This is a genomic window from Roseateles sp., assembly GCF_044373315.1.
GTDB lineage: Bacteria > Pseudomonadota > Gammaproteobacteria > Burkholderiales > Burkholderiaceae_C > JACDQM01.
In genome coordinates this window covers 1-15,962 of record NZ_JBILQK010000084.1, presented here as the reverse complement: position 1 = coordinate 15,962, position 15,962 = coordinate 1, and the positions used below count along the sequence as shown (strand labels likewise).

At 64.8% G+C, this 15,962-nt stretch carries 15 protein-coding genes; 13 read left to right on the top strand and 2 right to left on the bottom strand.

All coding sequences use genetic code 11. The features are described from left to right. Positions 1 to 175: 175 nt before the first annotated feature. Positions 176 to 835, bottom strand: a complete 660-nt coding sequence (gene ompA / locus ACIQ67_RS16035) for an outer membrane protein OmpA (RefSeq protein WP_397535381.1) — start codon at positions 833 to 835, stop codon at positions 176 to 178. Between the two features lie 265 nt (positions 836 to 1,100). Between ompA and gyrA the strand changes: the two genes are divergently transcribed. The 13 genes from gyrA (at position 1,101) to ACIQ67_RS15970 (ending at position 15,650) form a co-directional block, all read left to right on the top strand. Then, on the top strand, positions 1,101 to 3,743 hold the full coding sequence (gyrA, locus tag ACIQ67_RS16030; protein WP_397535380.1) for a DNA gyrase subunit A: 2,643 nt from the start codon (positions 1,101 to 1,103) through the stop codon (positions 3,741 to 3,743). Positions 3,744 to 3,745: 2 nt separating this feature from the next. Then, positions 3,746 to 4,330, top strand: coding sequence for a hypothetical protein (locus ACIQ67_RS16025; protein ID WP_397535379.1), 585 nt, complete (start codon positions 3,746 to 3,748; stop codon positions 4,328 to 4,330). A 14-nt stretch (positions 4,331 to 4,344) separates the two neighbouring features. Continuing rightward, entirely contained in the window at positions 4,345 to 5,466 is a 1,122-nt protein-coding gene (gene serC, locus ACIQ67_RS16020; RefSeq protein WP_397535378.1) for a 3-phosphoserine/phosphohydroxythreonine transaminase, read from the top strand. After that, positions 5,459 to 6,586 (top strand): prephenate dehydratase, encoded by a 1,128-nt coding sequence (gene pheA / locus ACIQ67_RS16015; RefSeq protein WP_397535377.1) that lies wholly within the window; start codon positions 5,459 to 5,461, stop codon positions 6,584 to 6,586. The genes serC and pheA overlap by 8 nt, the downstream gene beginning before the upstream one ends. A 10-nt stretch (positions 6,587 to 6,596) precedes the next feature. Further along, entirely contained in the window at positions 6,597 to 7,475 is an 879-nt protein-coding gene (locus ACIQ67_RS16010) for a prephenate dehydrogenase (protein ID WP_397535376.1), read from the top strand. 21 nt (positions 7,476 to 7,496) lie between these two features. Beyond that, positions 7,497 to 9,512 (top strand): bifunctional 3-phosphoshikimate 1-carboxyvinyltransferase/cytidylate kinase, encoded by a 2,016-nt coding sequence (locus ACIQ67_RS16005; protein ID WP_397535375.1) that lies wholly within the window; start codon positions 7,497 to 7,499, stop codon positions 9,510 to 9,512. Between the two features lie 187 nt (positions 9,513 to 9,699). Continuing rightward, on the top strand, positions 9,700 to 11,385 hold the full coding sequence (gene rpsA / locus ACIQ67_RS16000) for a 30S ribosomal protein S1 (RefSeq protein ID WP_397535374.1): 1,686 nt from the start codon (positions 9,700 to 9,702) through the stop codon (positions 11,383 to 11,385). A gap of 142 nt (positions 11,386 to 11,527) precedes the next feature. Then, on the top strand, positions 11,528 to 11,848 hold the full coding sequence (locus ACIQ67_RS15995) for an integration host factor subunit beta (protein WP_397535373.1): 321 nt from the start codon (positions 11,528 to 11,530) through the stop codon (positions 11,846 to 11,848). Positions 11,849 to 11,887: 39 nt separating this feature from the next. Next, positions 11,888 to 12,175 (top strand): lipopolysaccharide assembly LapA domain-containing protein, encoded by a 288-nt coding sequence (locus ACIQ67_RS15990; RefSeq protein WP_397535372.1) that lies wholly within the window; start codon positions 11,888 to 11,890, stop codon positions 12,173 to 12,175. Then, positions 12,165 to 13,313, top strand: coding sequence for a lipopolysaccharide assembly protein LapB (gene lapB / locus ACIQ67_RS15985; protein WP_397535371.1), 1,149 nt, complete (start codon positions 12,165 to 12,167; stop codon positions 13,311 to 13,313). The genes ACIQ67_RS15990 and lapB overlap by 11 nt, the downstream gene beginning before the upstream one ends. Beyond that, positions 13,313 to 14,074 carry a glycosyltransferase gene (locus tag ACIQ67_RS15980; RefSeq protein WP_397535370.1) on the top strand — a complete coding sequence of 254 codons (762 nt, stop codon included), beginning with the start codon at positions 13,313 to 13,315 and terminating at the stop codon, positions 14,072 to 14,074. Before lapB ends, ACIQ67_RS15980 begins: the two co-directional genes overlap by 1 nt. After that, positions 14,071 to 14,820 carry a glycosyltransferase family 25 protein gene (locus ACIQ67_RS15975; protein ID WP_397535369.1) on the top strand — a complete coding sequence of 250 codons (750 nt, stop codon included), beginning with the start codon at positions 14,071 to 14,073 and terminating at the stop codon, positions 14,818 to 14,820. Before ACIQ67_RS15980 ends, ACIQ67_RS15975 begins: the two co-directional genes overlap by 4 nt. Further along, on the top strand, positions 14,817 to 15,650 hold the full coding sequence (locus ACIQ67_RS15970) for a hypothetical protein (protein WP_397535368.1): 834 nt from the start codon (positions 14,817 to 14,819) through the stop codon (positions 15,648 to 15,650). The genes ACIQ67_RS15975 and ACIQ67_RS15970 overlap by 4 nt, the downstream gene beginning before the upstream one ends. Before the next feature lie 7 nt (positions 15,651 to 15,657). Here the strand turns inward: ACIQ67_RS15970 and ACIQ67_RS15965 are convergent. After that, on the bottom strand, positions 15,658 to 15,962 hold a 305-nt coding region (locus ACIQ67_RS15965), incomplete at its 5' end, for a glycosyltransferase (protein ID WP_397535367.1).

Sequence of the window (15,962 nt, the reverse complement as noted above, 5' to 3'; positions counted from 1 at the left end):
CGCTCCACGCTTCCTCCCCACATTCGGTCGCCCTCGTGCAGTTGCGCTTCGCTTCGTTCGCTGTGATCAACTTACGGCGGGACTTGCACCCGCAAGAGTGCGCTCATGCTGAGCGCACATGAAAAAAAGCCCCGCCGTGGCGGGGCTCTCGCGAAACTGGCCTGGGGCCAGGCAATTACTTCAGATTGCGCGTACCAACAACTTCAATCTCAACGCGGCGGTTCTTGGAACGGCCTTCGCCAGTCTTGTTGTCAGCAACAGGCTGCTTCTCGCCCTTGCCTTCGGTGTAGACGCGATTCTTTTCGACGCCCTTGGTCACCAGATAAGCCTTCACAGCTTCGGAGCGACGCACCGACAGCTTCTGGTTGTACTCGTCAGAGCCCACGCTGTCGGTGTGACCGACGGCGATGATGACTTCCAGGTTGATGCCGCCGGTCTTGCTGACCAGATCATCCAACTTGGCCTTGGCTTCCGTCTTCAGCACAGCCTTGTCGAAGTCGAAGAAGGCATCAGCAGCGAACGTCACCTTCTCGCTCACAGGCTTCGGAGGTGCGGGCGGTGCTGCCGGCTTCGGGGGCGCGGGCGGCGCGACCGGAGCGACCGGTGCAGCAGGCTTCGGAGCCTCAGCCTTGGGAGCCGGCTTCAGTGCACCATCGCAGTCTTTGGCGGCGGTAGCCGGGGTCCAGTTGGCGTTGCGCCAGCACAGTTCATTGGTACCGTTCTTCCAGACGGTACCGTCTGTAGCACGCCAGTTATCCACGGTCTGAGCAAAGACGCCAGAGCTGGCAACGGCAGCGACTGCGAAGAGCGACGCCACGCGATTCAATTTCTTCATGATTCTCCTCTCAAGGAAGGCCGCAGTTGCCCTGCGAATATCCACACTGGAACAAAAACCACAGGAACAAGCAGATACCAATCGGCCTCTCCTGGGGACTCGTCGATTGTGCCATAGGGCACCCAGACGAAGGCATTGTGGCGGCGCTGCCCGCCCGCCATCACGACAATGTTGCGAAGCCACGACATGCACGCGCAATTAGAATCCACGCTCCTGTCCATTTTGACGCTGGCGCGCATTGATCGATGCGCGCCGCGCCCCGCGCATGACCCAGTTCGCCAAAGAGACTTTGCCCATCAGCCTGGAAGAGGAGATGCGTCGCTCCTACCTCGATTACGCCATGAGCGTGATCGTGGGGCGCGCACTGCCCGATGCGCGCGACGGACTCAAGCCGGTTCACCGCCGGGTGCTGTTCGCCATGCACGAACTCAACAACGACTGGAATCGGCCTTACAAGAAGTCGGCCCGTATCGTTGGCGATGTGATCGGTAAGTACCACCCGCACGGCGATACCGCTGTTTACGACACGATCGTGCGCATGGCCCAGCCCTTCAGCCTGCGCCACATGCTGGTCGACGGTCAAGGCAATTTCGGCTCGGTCGACGGTGATAACGCTGCGGCGATGCGTTACACCGAAATTCGCCTGGACAAAATCGCGCACGAAATGCTGGCCGATATCGACAAGGAAACCGTCGATTTCGGACCTAACTACGATGGCTCCGAGAAGGAGCCTTTGGTGCTGCCGGCGCGCCTACCCAATCTGCTGGTGAATGGCGCCGCGGGCATTGCCGTGGGCATGGCTACCAATATCCCGCCGCACAACCTCAATGAGGTGGTCGACGCCTGCCTGCACACGCTGAAGAACCCGGATGTCTCGATCGACGAACTGATGGAAATCATCCCGGCACCGGATTTTCCGACGGCCGGCATCATCTACGGCATCTCCGGCGTTCGTGACGGCTACCGCACCGGCCGCGGCAAGGTGGTGATGCGCGCCAAGGTGCACTTCGAGGACATTGATCGCGGCTCCCGCCAATCGATCATCGTCGACGAGATCCCCTACCAGGTGAACAAGAAGACCCTGCTGGAGCGGATTGCCGAACTGGTGCAGGAAAAGAAGATCGAGGGCATCAGCCACATCCAGGACGAGAGCGACAAGTCCGGCATGCGCGTGGTGATTGAGCTCAAGCGTGGCGAAGTGCCCGAGGTCGTGCTGAACAACCTCTACAAGCAGACCCAGCTGCAAGACACCTTCGGCATGAACATGGTGGCGCTGATTGATGGTCAGCCCAAGCTGTGCAACCTGAAGGACTTGATCACCGTCTTCCTGGAGCACCGCCGCGAAGTGGTGACGCGCCGCACGATTTTCGAGCTGCGCAAGGCGCGCGAACGCGGCCACGTGCTGGAAGGTCTGGCCGTCGCGCTGGCGAACATCGACGAGTTCATCGAGACGATCAAGAACTCGCCCACGCCTCCGGTCGCCAAGGCCGCGCTGATGAGCAAGAGCTGGGACTCGTCACTGGTGCGCGAGATGCTGTCGCGGGCCGAAGGCGGCAGCCAGGCCTATCGCCCCGAGGGTCTTGGGATTGAGTTCGGCATGCAGGTGGATGGCCTGTATCGACTCTCTGAAGACCAGGCTGGCGAGATCCTGCAGATGCGCCTGCAGCGCCTGACCGGCCTGGAGCAGGACAAGATCGTCAGCGAGTACAAGGACGTGATGTCGCAGATCGCCGATCTGCTGGACATCCTGGCCAAGCCCGAGCGAGTGACCGTGATCATCGGCGAGGAGCTGGTGCAGGTTCGCCAGGAATTCGGCCAGACCAAGCTGGGCGCGCGCCGCAGCGTGATCGAGCACAACGCACAGGAACTGGGCACCGAGGATCTGATCACGCCAACCGACATGGTGGTGACGCTTTCGCACACCGGCTACATCAAGAGCCAGGCACTCAGCGAGTACCGTGCCCAGCGCCGTGGCGGTCGCGGCAAGCAGGCCACGCAGACCAAGGACGACGACTGGATCGACCAGCTCTTCATCGCCAACACGCACGACTGGATCCTGTGCTTCAGCAACCGCGGTCGTGTCTATTGGCTCAAGGTCTGGGAAGTGCCGCAGGGCAGCCGCAACTCGCGCGGCAAGCCCATCGTCAACATGTTCCCGCTGCAGCAGGACGAGAAGATCACCGTGGTGCTGCCGCTGACCGGTGAGTTCCGCGTCTTCCCGGAAGATCATTTCATCTTCATGGCCACCGCACTGGGCACGGTCAAGAAGACCTCGCTGAAGGACTTCAGCAATCCGCGCAAGGCCGGCATCATCGCCGTTGACCTCGACGAAGGCGACTACCTGATTGGCGCTGCGCTGACCGACGGCAAGCACGATGTGATGCTGTTCAGCGATGGCGGCAAGGCCGTGCGCTTCGACGAGGACGATGTGCGCCCGATGGGCCGCCAGGCCCGCGGCGTGCGCGGCATGATGCTCGAGCCCGAACAGCGCCTGATCGCGATGCTTGTGGCCGAGGACGAAACACAGAGTGTGCTGACCGCCACAGAGAACGGCTACGGCAAGCGCACCTCGATCATCGAATACACCCGCCACGGCCGTGGCACGAAGGGCATGATCGCGATCCAGCAAAGCGAGCGCAACGGGCGCGTCGTGGCCGCCACCCTGGTGCGCGCCGAAGACGAGATCATGCTGATCACTGACAAGGGCGTGCTGGTGCGCACCCGCGTCTCAGAGATTCGCGAACTGGGCCGTGCCACACAGGGCGTCACCTTGATCGCGCTTGACGACGGCTCCAAGCTCTCCGGCCTGCAGCGCATCGTCGAGAACGACGCCAATGAGGGCAGCACCGCGGCCGAAGATGGTGTCGACGACACCGGCGCGACCGACGATTCCACAACCAAGGAATGAACTTGAACTTCAAAGCTCTTGCAGCAGCGACCCTGCTGGTCTGCGCCAACACCTCTTTTGCCCAAGGCGCCGCGCCCGCTACCAGTGCCGCCAAGAAGGCTCAAGTGGCCAAGCTGGTCCAGTTGCACCAGCCCGCGGTCGAAGCCCTTGCTCAGAACCTGCTGCAGGCGCCGATCGGCAACCTGATGCAAGGCGCCGCGGCAGCCTTGCGCCAGATGCCTGCCGACAAGCGTGAGGCCGCAGCCAAGGCCATTGAGGCAGACATCAAGAAGTTTGTCGACGAGACCACACCGCTTCTGCGGGAGCGCGGCAACAAGGCGGCGCCCGAGACCATCGGCAAGCTGTTCGAGGAGCGCTTTTCGGAAGAGGAGTTGGCCCAGCTGATCACCTGGCTTGAATCGCCGATCAGCAAGAAGTACGGCCAGCTCAGCGGTGAGATGCAGAAGCAGCTGAGCGAGAAGGTCGTGGGCGACAGTCGCAACACCATCGAGACTCGCCTGCGCACGCTCGAGCAGAACGTGATGAAACATCTCGGCATGCAAGCCAAGCCTGCCAACGCCCCCGATTCCGCGCCTGCCAAGAAGTAAAGCTGCTCTCCGCCATGTCCCAGCGTCCGTTCAATTTCTCGGCCGGCCCGGCTGCCCTGCCTGAAGAAGTGCTGCGCCAGGTGGCAAGCGAGATGCTGGACTGGCAGGGCAGCGGCATGAGCGTGATGGAGATGAGCCATCGCGGCCGCGAGTTCATCTCTATCTACGAAGCTGCTGAAGCTGATTTGCGGGAACTGCTCCAGGTGCCGCAGAACTTCCGCATCCTGTTCATGCAGGGCGGCGGCTTGGCCGAGAACGCCATCGTGCCGATGAACCTGTCGCGCGGCGGCAAGGTCGATGTGGTGGTGACCGGCTCCTGGTCCAAGAAGAGCGCGCAGGAAGCCCGGCGCTATGCCGATGTGCAGATTGCCGCCGATGGTGCCGGACAGCGTTTCACGACGATTCCCTCGCCATCGACCTGGCAACTGCGCCGGGATGCGGCTTATGTGCACATCTGCACCAATGAAACCATCGACGGCGTCGAGTTCAACGAGTTGCCCGACCTGAAGGCGCTGGGTTCCGATGCGCCACTGGTGATCGACTGCTCCTCGCACCAGCTGTCTCGTCCGATCAACTGGTCTCGCGTCGGCCTGGCCTTCGGTGGCGCGCAGAAAAACATCGGCCCGGCCGGCCTGACCCTGGTGTTCGTCCGTGAAGACCTGCTCGGCCATGCGCTGGCCATCTGCCCCTCGGCATTCGACTTCAAGACCGTGGCCGACGCGCAGTCCATGTACAACACGCCGCCCACCTTCGCGATCTATGTCGCCGGCCTGGTGTTCAAGTGGCTGAAGACTTTCAGCCATGCCGGCAAGATCGGCCTGGCAGCCATCGAACAGCGCAATATCGACAAGGCGCAGCTGCTGTATGGCGCGCTGGATCAATCCCGGATGTTTGAGAACCGCGTGGCTGCAGACTGCCGCTCGCGCATGAACATACCTTTTTACCTAAGCGGCTCCTACGACGAGCCGCGAATGAACGACGCGTTCCTGGCTGGCGCCAAAGAACGTGGACTGCTGCAACTCAAGGGCCACAAGTCGGTGGGAGGCATGCGTGCATCGATCTACAACGCCATGCCGCTGGAAGGCGTGCAGGCATTGGTCACGTACCTGAAGGACTTTGAGGCAAAACATGGCTGATGGAGGCTCCGACGCTCCCAACGCGTCGGCAACGACCGACCCCGCACTTCTGGCACTGCGCGACCAGATCGACAGCGTCGACCGCGAACTGCTGGACCTGCTGAACCGCCGAGCTACGCTGGCCGGCGAGGTGGGCGAGTTGAAAAAGAAGGAAGGCTCGGTGGTGTTCCGCCCCGAGCGCGAGGCCCAGGTGATCGACGGGCTCAAGGCCCGCAATGGCGGGCCGCTGAAGAACGACAGCGTGGCACCGATCTGGCGCGAGATCATGTCGGCCTGCCGTGCGCTGGAGACGCCGACGCGCGTGGCCTATCTGGGCCCGGCCGGCACCTTCAGCGAACTTGCTGCCCTGGGTTTCTTCGGCAGCTCCATCGTGCGCGTGCCCTGCGCCAGCATCGACGAGGTCTTCCGCGTCACGACCACCGGCGCTGCCGACTTCGGCGTCGTGCCGGTCGAGAACTCGACCGAAGGCGTGGTGGCGCGCTCACTGGACCTGTTCCTGACCACACCCTTGTTCATCATCGGTGAGACCAGCCTGTTCGTACGCCACAACCTGCTGCGCCGAGAGAACTCGCTGGACGATGTGCAAGCCGTCTGTGCCCACCCGCAGGCACTGGCGCAGTGCCATGGCTGGCTGTCCACCCATCTGCCGCATGCCGAGCGTCGTCCGGTCTCCAGCAATGCCGAAGGTGCGCGCCTGGCCTCGCTGGACAAGCGGCTGGCCGGTATCGCAAGCGAGCGTGCAGGCAGCGAGTACGGCCTGCATGTGGTGGCCCCCGCCATCCAGGACGACGCACACAACCGCACGCGCTTCGCCATCGTCACGCATCCAGACCGCCACCCGGCGCCCAAGGCATCCGGCCATGACTGCACCAGTCTCGTCGTCTCGGTGAGCAACAAGCCCGGCGCGGTGCATGACATGCTGGTGCCATTGAAGGTGCATGGCGTCTCGATGACCCGCTTCGAATCGCGTCCGGCGCGCTCGGGCCAGTGGGAGTACTACTTCTACATCGACCTGCAGGGCCATCCCGACGAGCCGCATGTGGCCCAGGCCATGCACGAGCTGCGTGCCGCCTGCGCCTTCTTCAAGGTGCTGGGCACCTATCCGCTCGACAGCCACTGAGACCCGCGAGATGTTCAACCAACTTGGCGTGATCGGCTGTGGCCTGATGGGCGGCTCCTTTGCGCTGGCGATGAAGAAAGCCGGCCTGGTCAAGCGCGTCATCGGCTACAGCAAATCGCCTTCGACCACCGAGACCGCGAAGCGCCTGGGCGTCATCGACGTGGCCGCAGAGTCGGCGCTGCTGGCCGTCTCCGGCTCGGACATCGTGCTGCTGGCCGTGCCGGTGGCAGCAACCGAGGCCACGCTCAAAGCGGTCAAGCATCTGGTTTCGCAAGGCGTCCTCTTCATGGACGTCGGCTCGACCAAGTGCGATGTGGTGGAAGCAGCCCGGCGCACCCTCGGCAACCGCCTGGACAGTTTCGTACCCGCCCACCCGATAGCGGGCAAGGAGTCGGGCGGCATCCAGCATGCCGATGCCACGCTCTACCAAGGCCGACAGGTCATCCTCACACCACTGCCGCAGACCGACCCGGTGCTGGTGCAGCGCGCCACGGACGTCTGGTCCGCGCTGGGTTCCCAGGTGCTGAAGATGACACCGGAGAACCATGACGCCGCTTTCGCAGCCGTCAGCCACCTGCCCCATCTGCTGGCCTTTGCCTTCTTCGAGGCCGTCGCGCGCCAGCCTGCCGGCCGTGACTACCTGAGCCTGGGCGGCCCCGGCTTTCGGGACTTCACCCGCATCGCCGGCAGTGACCCCGCCGTCTGGCGCGACATCCTGATGGCCAACAAGGCTGAGGTGCTGGCGCAATCGCAACGTTTCCGCGCTGCACTGGACGAGCTCGAAGCCGCCATCAGCAGCGGTGATGCCGCAGCCCTGGAAGCGCGCATCCGCTCGATCTCCCAGGCGCGCAGTCAATGGCACATGGCCGCGCCGCGCCCGCGTCGCTGAGTTCACCCCATCACGTCCTCGATGTACAAGATTCCCTTCCTCGACCTGCCACCGCTTCGCTCTGCCGCAGGCACCGTGCGCCTGCCGGGCTCCAAGAGTATTTCCAACCGCGTTCTGCTGCTGGCCGGATTGTCGGAGGGCCAGACTCTGGTCCACGACCTGCTCGATTCCGACGATACCGCCGTGATGCTGGCGGCGCTCAAGACGCTGGGCTGCGAGCTGGAGCAAACCCCGGGTGGCCCCTTGAGGGTGACCGGCATCGGCGCCAGCCTTCAGCAGCCCAAGGCCAAGCTTTTCCTCGGCAATGCGGGGACCGCGATGAGGCCGCTGACAGCGGCACTGGCGCTGCTGGCCGCGACGCAGGGCGGCGACTTCGAACTCAGCGGCGTGCCCCGCATGCATGAGCGTCCGATCGGCGATCTGGTCGATGCGCTGCGCGAGCTGGGCTGCAAGATCGACTGCCTGGGCCAGGAAGGCTATCCGCCGCTGCGGCTCAGCGGCCCCTCGGCGCTCAAGCTGAATGAACCCGTGCGCGTGCGGGGTGACGTCTCCAGCCAGTTCCTCACGGCTCTGCTGCTGGCCCTACCTCTGGTGGCCCGCGACGAGATCCAGATCGAGGTGGTCGGCGAGCTGATCTCCAAGCCCTATGTGCATATCACCCTGGAGTTGCTGGCGCGCTTCGGCATCACGGTGAGCAACGACAACTGGCAGCGCTTCACCATTCCGGCCGGCAGCCGCTACCGCTCGCCCGGCGAGGTGCACGTGGAAGGCGATGCGTCATCGGCCTCCTACTTCGTGGCGGTCGGCGCCATCGGAGGTCTGGATGCGCCAGTCCGCATCGAAGGCGTCGGCAGCGCCTCGGTGCAGGGCGATGTGCGCTTCGTCGAAGCGGCTCAGGCCATGGGCGCCCAGGTCCAAATGGGTCCGAACTGGCTGGAAGTGCGACGCGGTGCCTGGCCCCTGAAGGCGCTGGACCTGGATTGCAATCACATTCCGGATGCAGCGATGACGCTGGCCGTGATGGCGCTGTACGCCGACGGACCGACCACGCTGCGCAATATCGCCAGCTGGCGCGTCAAGGAAACCGACCGCATCGCCGCCATGGCCTGCGAGCTGCGCAAGCTCGGCGCCCAGGTGGAAGAAGGCCCGGACTGGCTGCGCGTGCACCCGTTGGACCGGTGGCAGGCGGCGGCCATCCACACCTATGACGACCATCGCGTCGCGATGTGCTTCTCGCTGGCGGCATTCAATGGATTGCGTGTCGACGCTGCGATGCCGGTTCGCATCCTTGAGCCCCATTGCGTGGCAAAGACCTTCCCGGACTACTTCGAAACCTTGTTCGATGTCGTCAGCGCGCGGGTCGACGACATTCCGGTGATTACCATCGACGGCCCCACCGCCTCCGGCAAGGGCACTCTGGCCGACGTCGTGGCGCACGAGCTGGGCTACTGGGTGCTTGACTCTGGCGCGCTCTACCGGGCCACCGGCCTGGCAGCGCACCGGCTGGGCATTGATCTCGACGATGCCGCCGCCGTGGCCCAGGTGGCCAGCGGCCTGGACCTGCACTTCGCCAAGGGCCGGATCACCCTGGGCGCTGAAGACATCACCGATGCCTTGCGCGAGGAAGCCACCGGACTGATGGCCTCCCAGGTCGCCGCCCATGCGCCAGTGCGCGCCGCGCTCAACCAGCTGCAACTGGACTTCCGGCGCCTGCCCGGGCTGGTGGCTGACGGCCGCGATATGGGCTCAGCCGTGTTTCCCGGCGCGGCGCTCAAGGTTTTCCTGACCGCCAGTGCCGCGACGCGCGCCGAGCGGCGCCATAAGCAATTGATTTCCAAAGGAAAATCGGCTAGTATCGCGGGCTTGCGTGCAGATTTAGAAGCTCGCGACGCGCGTGACCAAGGTCGCAGCGCTTCGCCTTTGAAGGCTGCCGCAGACGCGCGACCGCTCGACAATTCGGCGCAGACCATTGAGGAATCTCGTGATCTGGTGCTGGCTTGGTGGGCCGAGCGCAGGCCGTTCCAGACTCAGCGTTGAGTCCGGCGCGGCCAGGCCCTGAGAGCCAAGGCTGAATCAGCCCTGGCTGTTGGGACCGAACGGGCCCGCTGCCCTTCCTCTCGGACGTCAGTCCACTGAGGGCAGCGATCTCTACAACCTAACCCGCAAGTTCGCTTGCACACACCGCCGAAACGCAAACGCCTTGCGCGACGGCTCAGGAAACACCATGTCCCAAGAATCTTTCGCCGCCCTGTTTGAGGAATCGCTGCAGCGCTCTGACATGCGCGCAGGCGAGGTCATCTCCGCCGAGGTCGTGCGCGTCGAGCACAGCTTCGTGGTCGTGAATGCCGGCCTCAAGTCCGAGGCCTATGTGCCCATCGAAGAATTCAAGAACGACCAGGGCGAGCTGGAAGTTCAAATCGGCGACTTCGTCTCGGTGGCGATCGACGCCATCGAAAACGGCTACGGCGACACCATCTTGTCGCGCGACAAGGCCAAGCGTCTGGCCTCGTGGCTGTCGCTGGAAACCGCTCTGGAGTCGGGCGACTTCGTGACCGGCACCGTGTCGGGCAAGGTCAAGGGCGGCCTGACCGTCCTGGTCAACGGCATCCGCGCCTTCCTGCCGGGCTCCCTGCTGGACACACGCCCGGTCAAGGACATGAGCCCGTACGAAGGCAAGACCATGGAGTTCAAGGTCATCAAGCTGGACCGCAAGCGCAACAACGTCGTGTTGTCGCGCCGCGCTGTGGTCGAGGCTTCGATGGGCGAAGAGCGTGCCAAGCTGCTGGAAACCCTGTCCGAAGGCGCGATCGTCAACGGCGTGGTCAAGAACATCACCGAGTACGGTGCATTCGTGGACCTGGGCGGCATCGACGGCCTGCTGCACATCACCGACATGGCATGGCGCCGTGTCCGTCACCCGAGCGAAGTGGTCACTGTCGGTCAGGAACTGACCGCCAAGGTCCTGAAGTTCGACGCTGAGAAGAACCGCGTTTCGCTGGGTCTGAAGCAGCTGGGCGACGACCCGTGGTTCGGCGTTGCACGCCGCTACCCGACCAACACCCGCCTCTTCGGCAAGGTCACCAACATCGCTGACTACGGCGCGTTCGTCGAGATCGAGCCGGGCATCGAAGGCCTGGTGCACGTCTCCGAGATGGACTGGACCAACAAGAACATCGCTCCGGCCAAGATCGTCTCCCTGGGCGACGAAGTCGAAGTCATGGTTCTGGAGATCGACGAAGACAAGCGTCGCATCTCGCTGGGCATGAAGCAGTGCAAGGCCAACCCGTGGGAAGAGTTCGCCGAGAACGTCAAGCGCGGCGACAAGGTCAAGGGTCCGGTCAAGTCCATCACCGACTTCGGCGTGTTCGTGGGCCTGGCCCAGGGCATCGACGGTCTGGTGCACCTGTCCGACCTGTCTTGGAACGAGACCGGCGAAGCCGCCGTTCGCAACTACAAGAAGGGCCAGGAAGTCGAAGCCGTCGTGCTGGCTGTGGACGTCGAGCGCGAGCGCATCTCGCTGGGCATCAAGCAGCTGGACAGCGACCCCTTCACCAGCTACACCTCGATCAATGACCGCGGCATGACGGTGACCGGCAAGGTCAAGACCGTTGACGCCCGTGGCGCCGAGATCGAACTGGCTGACGACGTGCTGGGCTATCTGCGCGCTTCGGAAATCTCCCGCGACCGCGTGGAAGACGCCCGCAACGTGCTGAAGGAAGGCGACGAAGTGACGACGCTGATCGTCAACATCGACCGCAAGACCCGCAACATCCAGCTGTCGATCAAGGCCAAGGACAACGCCGACCAACAGGAAGCCATGCAGCGCCTGTCGGCCACGTCCGAGCGTGAGAACGCCGGCACGACCAGCCTGGGCGCTCTGCTGCGTGCCAAGCTGGACAACCAGGGCTGATAGGCTGCGGACGGCTCTGCGGCCGTCTGCTGCCCGGATCAACGCGGCCGGTCCGCGCTGAACCCAACCGGCAGGCTCGCCACTCTCCCGAGTGCGAGCCTGTTTTTACCTCCACGCAGTACCCCCTCAGAATTTCGACGTCATGACCCGCTCCGACCTCGTTGCACAGCTGGCCGAACGCTTTGGCCAACTCACCCAGCGCGACACCGAGTTCGCGGTCAAGACCATCCTGGACGCGATGTCCGACGCGCTGGCCCGCGGCCACCGCATCGAGATCCGCGGTTTCGGCAGTTTCTCCATCAACCGTCGCCCGCCCCGCATGGGCCGCAATCCGCGCAGTGGCGAACAGGTGCTGATCCCCGAAAAGCTCGTGCCCCACTTCAAGCCGGGCAAGGCTTTGCGCGAAGCCGTCGATGCCCAGTTGCCGGCCGACGACAGCGCACCCGACACGAATCGCGACTGAGTGTCCGGCGGCTGACGCCGCGCCCTAGAATCTGCGCCAATGCGCTTCCTTGTCTGGCTCCTGCGGGCCTTCCTCTTCTTTGCCCTCTTTGCCTTCGCGCTGAACAACAGCCAGGAGGTGCAGGTGCGTTGGTTCTTCGGGCATGACTGGCGCTCGCCACTGGTCATCGTCGTGTTGATTGCCTTCGGCCTGGGTTGCGCGGTTGGCGTTCTGGCCATGGTGCCGGCGTGGTGGAAGCACCGCCGCCAGGCGCAACGACGTGACGACGCGACGCCCGCCGCCCCTTCCGCCCCCGAGCCCCTGAATCCCATACGCGATGGACTTTGAGCTGAGCTGGCTGCTGATCGCCCTGCCCCTGGTGTTCGGCTTCGGCTGGCTGGCATCCAAACTGGACAGCCGACAGTGGAAGCGCGAGCAGCGTGACGCGCCCAAGGCCTACTTCAAAGGCCTGAACCTGCTGCTCAACGAGCAGCAGGACAAGGCCATCGATGCCTTCATCGAAGCCGTGCAGGCCGACCCCGACACCTCCGAGCTTCACTTCGCCTTGGGCAATCTGTTCCGCCGCCGTGGCGAGTACGAGCGCGCCGTGCGCGTGCACCAGCATCTGCTGTCGCGCGCCGACCTGCCGCGCAGCGAGCGCGAGCGCGCCCAGCATGCGCTGGCCCACGACTTCTACAAGGCTGGACTGTTTGATCGCGCCGAAGAAGCCTTCGCGGCGCTGCGTGGCAGCGCTTTCGAGAGCGAGGCCAAACTGGCCCTGCTCAATCTCTACGAGCGCACCCGCGAATGGGCCAAGGCGGCCGAGGTGGCGCGTCATCTGGAAGCGACCGGCACCGCCTCCTTCGCCAGCCGGGTAGCGCATTACCTGTGCGAGCAGGCGCTGGAGGCACAGGCCCGCGACCGCGAGGACGAGGCGCTGCAACTGCTGGAACAGGCTCGCAAGGCTGCGCCGCAGGCAGCCCGGGCACATGTGCTGACGGGTCAGATGCTCGCCCGCCAAGGCCGGCATGAGGCCGCGATGGCCGCCTTTGCCGAACTACTGGCGCAGCAACCCGAAGCTTTCAATCTGGTGGCCAAGGACTATGCCGAAGCCGCGCGCGCCTGCGGTACCACCGACAAGGCCTTGCAGACTCTGCGCTCGCAATACCAGCGCAGCCCCGGCATGCACCTGATTCTGGCGATGGCCTTGCTGGAGCCCGATGCCGGCGCGCAGCGCCAGCGCCTGCTTGACCATCTGCGCACCGATCCCAGCCTGTCAGCCACCCGTCTGCTGCTCGCGCAGGGCAATTGCCCGCTCGCCGAAGACGAAGGCAAGCTGGTCAGCACAGCGCTGGACCGTGCCGTGCGCCCGCTGCAGCGCTACCGCTGCGCCGCTTGCGGCTTCGAGGCGCAGCACTATTTCTGGCAATGCCCAGGCTGCCTGGGCTGGGACACTTATCCGCCTCGCCATGTCGAGGAACTCTGATGACAGCTGAAAGCAAGCCGGCCCAGCCAGCACCGAGTGATCGGGTAATCCTCTGCATGAAGTGGGGCACCAAGTACGGCCCCGAGTACGTCAACCGGCTCTATGCGATGGTGCGCCGTCACCTGAAGGGCGAGTTCCGCTTCGTCTGCCTGACCGACCGCAGCGAAGGCATTCGCGCCGAGGTGCAGTGCCTGCCGATCCCTGCGCTGGCACTGCCGCCCGGCTCGCCCGAGCGCGGCTGGACCAAGCTGACCACTTTCGAGGCGGATCTGCACGGCCTGCAGGGCACGGCGCTGTTCCTCGACCTGGATGTGGTGATCGTCGACGACATCACGCCCTTCTTTGAGGTGCCGGGCGAGTTCCTGATCATCCACGACTGGAAACGCCCCTGGCGGATCACCGGCAACTCCTCGGTCTACCGTTTCACGCTGGGCGCGCATGCCGACGTGCTGGCCAAGTTCCGCCGCGAGTTCGATGCCATCCGCGGCCAGTTCCGCAACGAACAGGCCTACCTGTCCGACGAGATGCAGCGCAAGGGCGTGCTCACCTACTGGGACGCCGCCTGGTGCGCCAGCTACAAATACCACTGCATCCCGACCTGGCCGAGCAACTACTGGCGCGAGCCGGTCATTCCCAAGGGTGCGCGCATCCTGATCTTCCACGGCGTGATGAACCCGCCCGACGCGCTGGCCGGCCGCAGCAACGGCAACTGGCGCCATGCCAGGCCGGCAACCTGGATTGCCCAGCACTGGCGCGAGTGAGCGCGCCGCACGCGATGCTGCCCATCGTCTACATCAATCTGGACAGCGACAGCGAGCGCCGACAGCGCATGCAGACCGAGTTCGAGCGCGCTGGCCTGGCCGCCGAGCGCTTTGCTGCCACGCGCTGGACCGAGCTCTCGGCCGAGCAGCAGGCGCGCTACTACTCCGCCGCGCTCAATGTCCGGCAGTTCCACAAGCCCCTGGTGAACGGCGAAAAGGGCTGCTACGCCAGCCATCTGCGCGCCTGGCAGTGGCTGCTGGACTCGCCGCACGCCGCGCTGGTGGTGCTGGAGGACGATGTGCGGCTTGAGCCCGGCTTTGCCACGATCATTCAGGCCTTGGGTGAGCAGGTGATGGACTGGGACATGGTCAAGCTCATCAGCCACCTCAACCGCCAGGAAGGCGTGCGCAAGCTGCACCGGCCGCAAGACCTGGCCCCGGGCTTCCAGCGCGTGCACTACAAGCGCATCCCCAGCCTGACGGCCGGCTATGTTGTCAGCCGAGCCGGCGCCGCCAAGCTGCTGGCCAGCCGCCTGCCCTTCGGCCGCCCGATCGATGTGGATCTGCGCTACTGGTGGGAGAACGAGCTGGATGTGCAAGGGGTGGAACCAGCCGTCATCGCGCTGGACGACACCAGCCAGCAGAGCTCGGTGGGCGCCAAGGCACCCGACAGCCTGGCCACCACCTGGCGCAAGTTCCGTCGCAAGGCGGCCTACACCGTCTTGAACCGCTGGCACCGCGCATGAGCATCATCAGCAGCACCAAGCCCCTGGTCCTGGTGTCCTGGGATGGCGCATCCCCACCGCTGGCGATGATCCATCTGGACGCCACACCCGAATTCGAGTGGCTGCTGTTCGACTACACCGGCCGCCAGAGCCCCGGCCCGGCCGAGCTGCGTGGCCAGCACTGCGCTGTGTTGTCCGCCAAGACCGAGTGCAAGGGCGAGATCTATCAGGCCCTGGCCGAGCACCTGGCCGCCAGCGGCAGGACACCCGAGTACGTCAGCCTGATCGACGACGACATCCTGCTGGGTGTCAGCGACATCAACCGCGCGCTGCACCTGGGCCGCTGCGAAGGCCTGGACTGCTTCTCGCCCGTGCTCAGCCACGACAGCCGCTACACCCACCGCTGGACGCTGCGCCAGCCCAACCGCCTGTACCGCGAGGTGGACTGGGTCGAGGTGATGATGCCCTTCTACCGTGGCCCGCTCTTCATGGCCGGTCGCGAGCATTACCGCGGCAACGTCTCGTCCTGGGGCATCGACAAATACCTGATGCCCACGCTGCAGCAGCTTGGCGGCTGGCCGCGCACCGCGCTGATCGACGCGGTGATGGCCAGCCACCGTCGCCCCGTCACCAGCGGCCAGAAGACCTATCGCAACGGCCGCACGGCTGGCGAGGAAAGCGCGGCGATGAAGGCCCTGTGCCTGCAGCTGATCGCCGCGCAGAAGCCCGCCTTGCAGGGCAGCGACTGGTACCGCCGCATCTTCGTCCAGCGCCATGCGCGCACGCGCTGGCAGCAGCTTGCCTACGGCCTGGGCCGGCCGCTGCGGCGCTGGCTCGAACAGAGCACCTGAAGAAAGCTCAGCGCAGCGCAGCCAGTTCGCGCCGGTAGAAAGCCTCGACCTCGGCCACTTTGGCGCCCTGCGCAAAAGCCGACAGATCGTAGGCCCGGCGCACCGGCTGCTCGGCCCGCAGCTGCTGCAAGGCCAAGCCCAGCGCCGCTGCATCGTTGCAGGCCACCAGCGGCCGTTCGATCAGCGCCGCGAAATGCTCACCGCCTTGCGAGCGCGTCGCCAGCACCGGCAGGCCCGCGCTCATCGCCTCCAGGAACACCAGGCCAAAAGGCTCGGAGCGCGCCGCGCTGACGAAGGCATCGAAGGCGCTGA

What these genes read in the sequence shown, in the direction of transcription:
- ompA (WP_397535381.1), bottom strand. Translation starts at nt 835, where the DNA reads ATGAAGAAATTGAATCGCGTGGCGTCGCTCTTCGCAGTCGCTGCCGTT.
- gyrA (WP_397535380.1), top strand. Translation starts at nt 1,101, where the DNA reads ATGACCCAGTTCGCCAAAGAGACTTTGCCCATCAGCCTGGAAGAGGAG.
- serC (WP_397535378.1), top strand. Translation starts at nt 4,345, where the DNA reads ATGTCCCAGCGTCCGTTCAATTTCTCGGCCGGCCCGGCTGCCCTGCCT.
- pheA (WP_397535377.1), top strand. Translation starts at nt 5,459, where the DNA reads ATGGCTGATGGAGGCTCCGACGCTCCCAACGCGTCGGCAACGACCGAC.
- ACIQ67_RS16010 (WP_397535376.1), top strand. Translation starts at nt 6,597, where the DNA reads ATGTTCAACCAACTTGGCGTGATCGGCTGTGGCCTGATGGGCGGCTCC.
- ACIQ67_RS16005 (WP_397535375.1), top strand. Translation starts at nt 7,497, where the DNA reads ATGTACAAGATTCCCTTCCTCGACCTGCCACCGCTTCGCTCTGCCGCA.
- rpsA (WP_397535374.1), top strand. Translation starts at nt 9,700, where the DNA reads ATGTCCCAAGAATCTTTCGCCGCCCTGTTTGAGGAATCGCTGCAGCGC.
- ACIQ67_RS15995 (WP_397535373.1), top strand. Translation starts at nt 11,528, where the DNA reads ATGACCCGCTCCGACCTCGTTGCACAGCTGGCCGAACGCTTTGGCCAA.
- ACIQ67_RS15990 (WP_397535372.1), top strand. Translation starts at nt 11,888, where the DNA reads ATGCGCTTCCTTGTCTGGCTCCTGCGGGCCTTCCTCTTCTTTGCCCTC.
- lapB (WP_397535371.1), top strand. Translation starts at nt 12,165, where the DNA reads ATGGACTTTGAGCTGAGCTGGCTGCTGATCGCCCTGCCCCTGGTGTTC.
- ACIQ67_RS15980 (WP_397535370.1), top strand. Translation starts at nt 13,313, where the DNA reads ATGACAGCTGAAAGCAAGCCGGCCCAGCCAGCACCGAGTGATCGGGTA.
- ACIQ67_RS15970 (WP_397535368.1), top strand. Translation starts at nt 14,817, where the DNA reads ATGAGCATCATCAGCAGCACCAAGCCCCTGGTCCTGGTGTCCTGGGAT.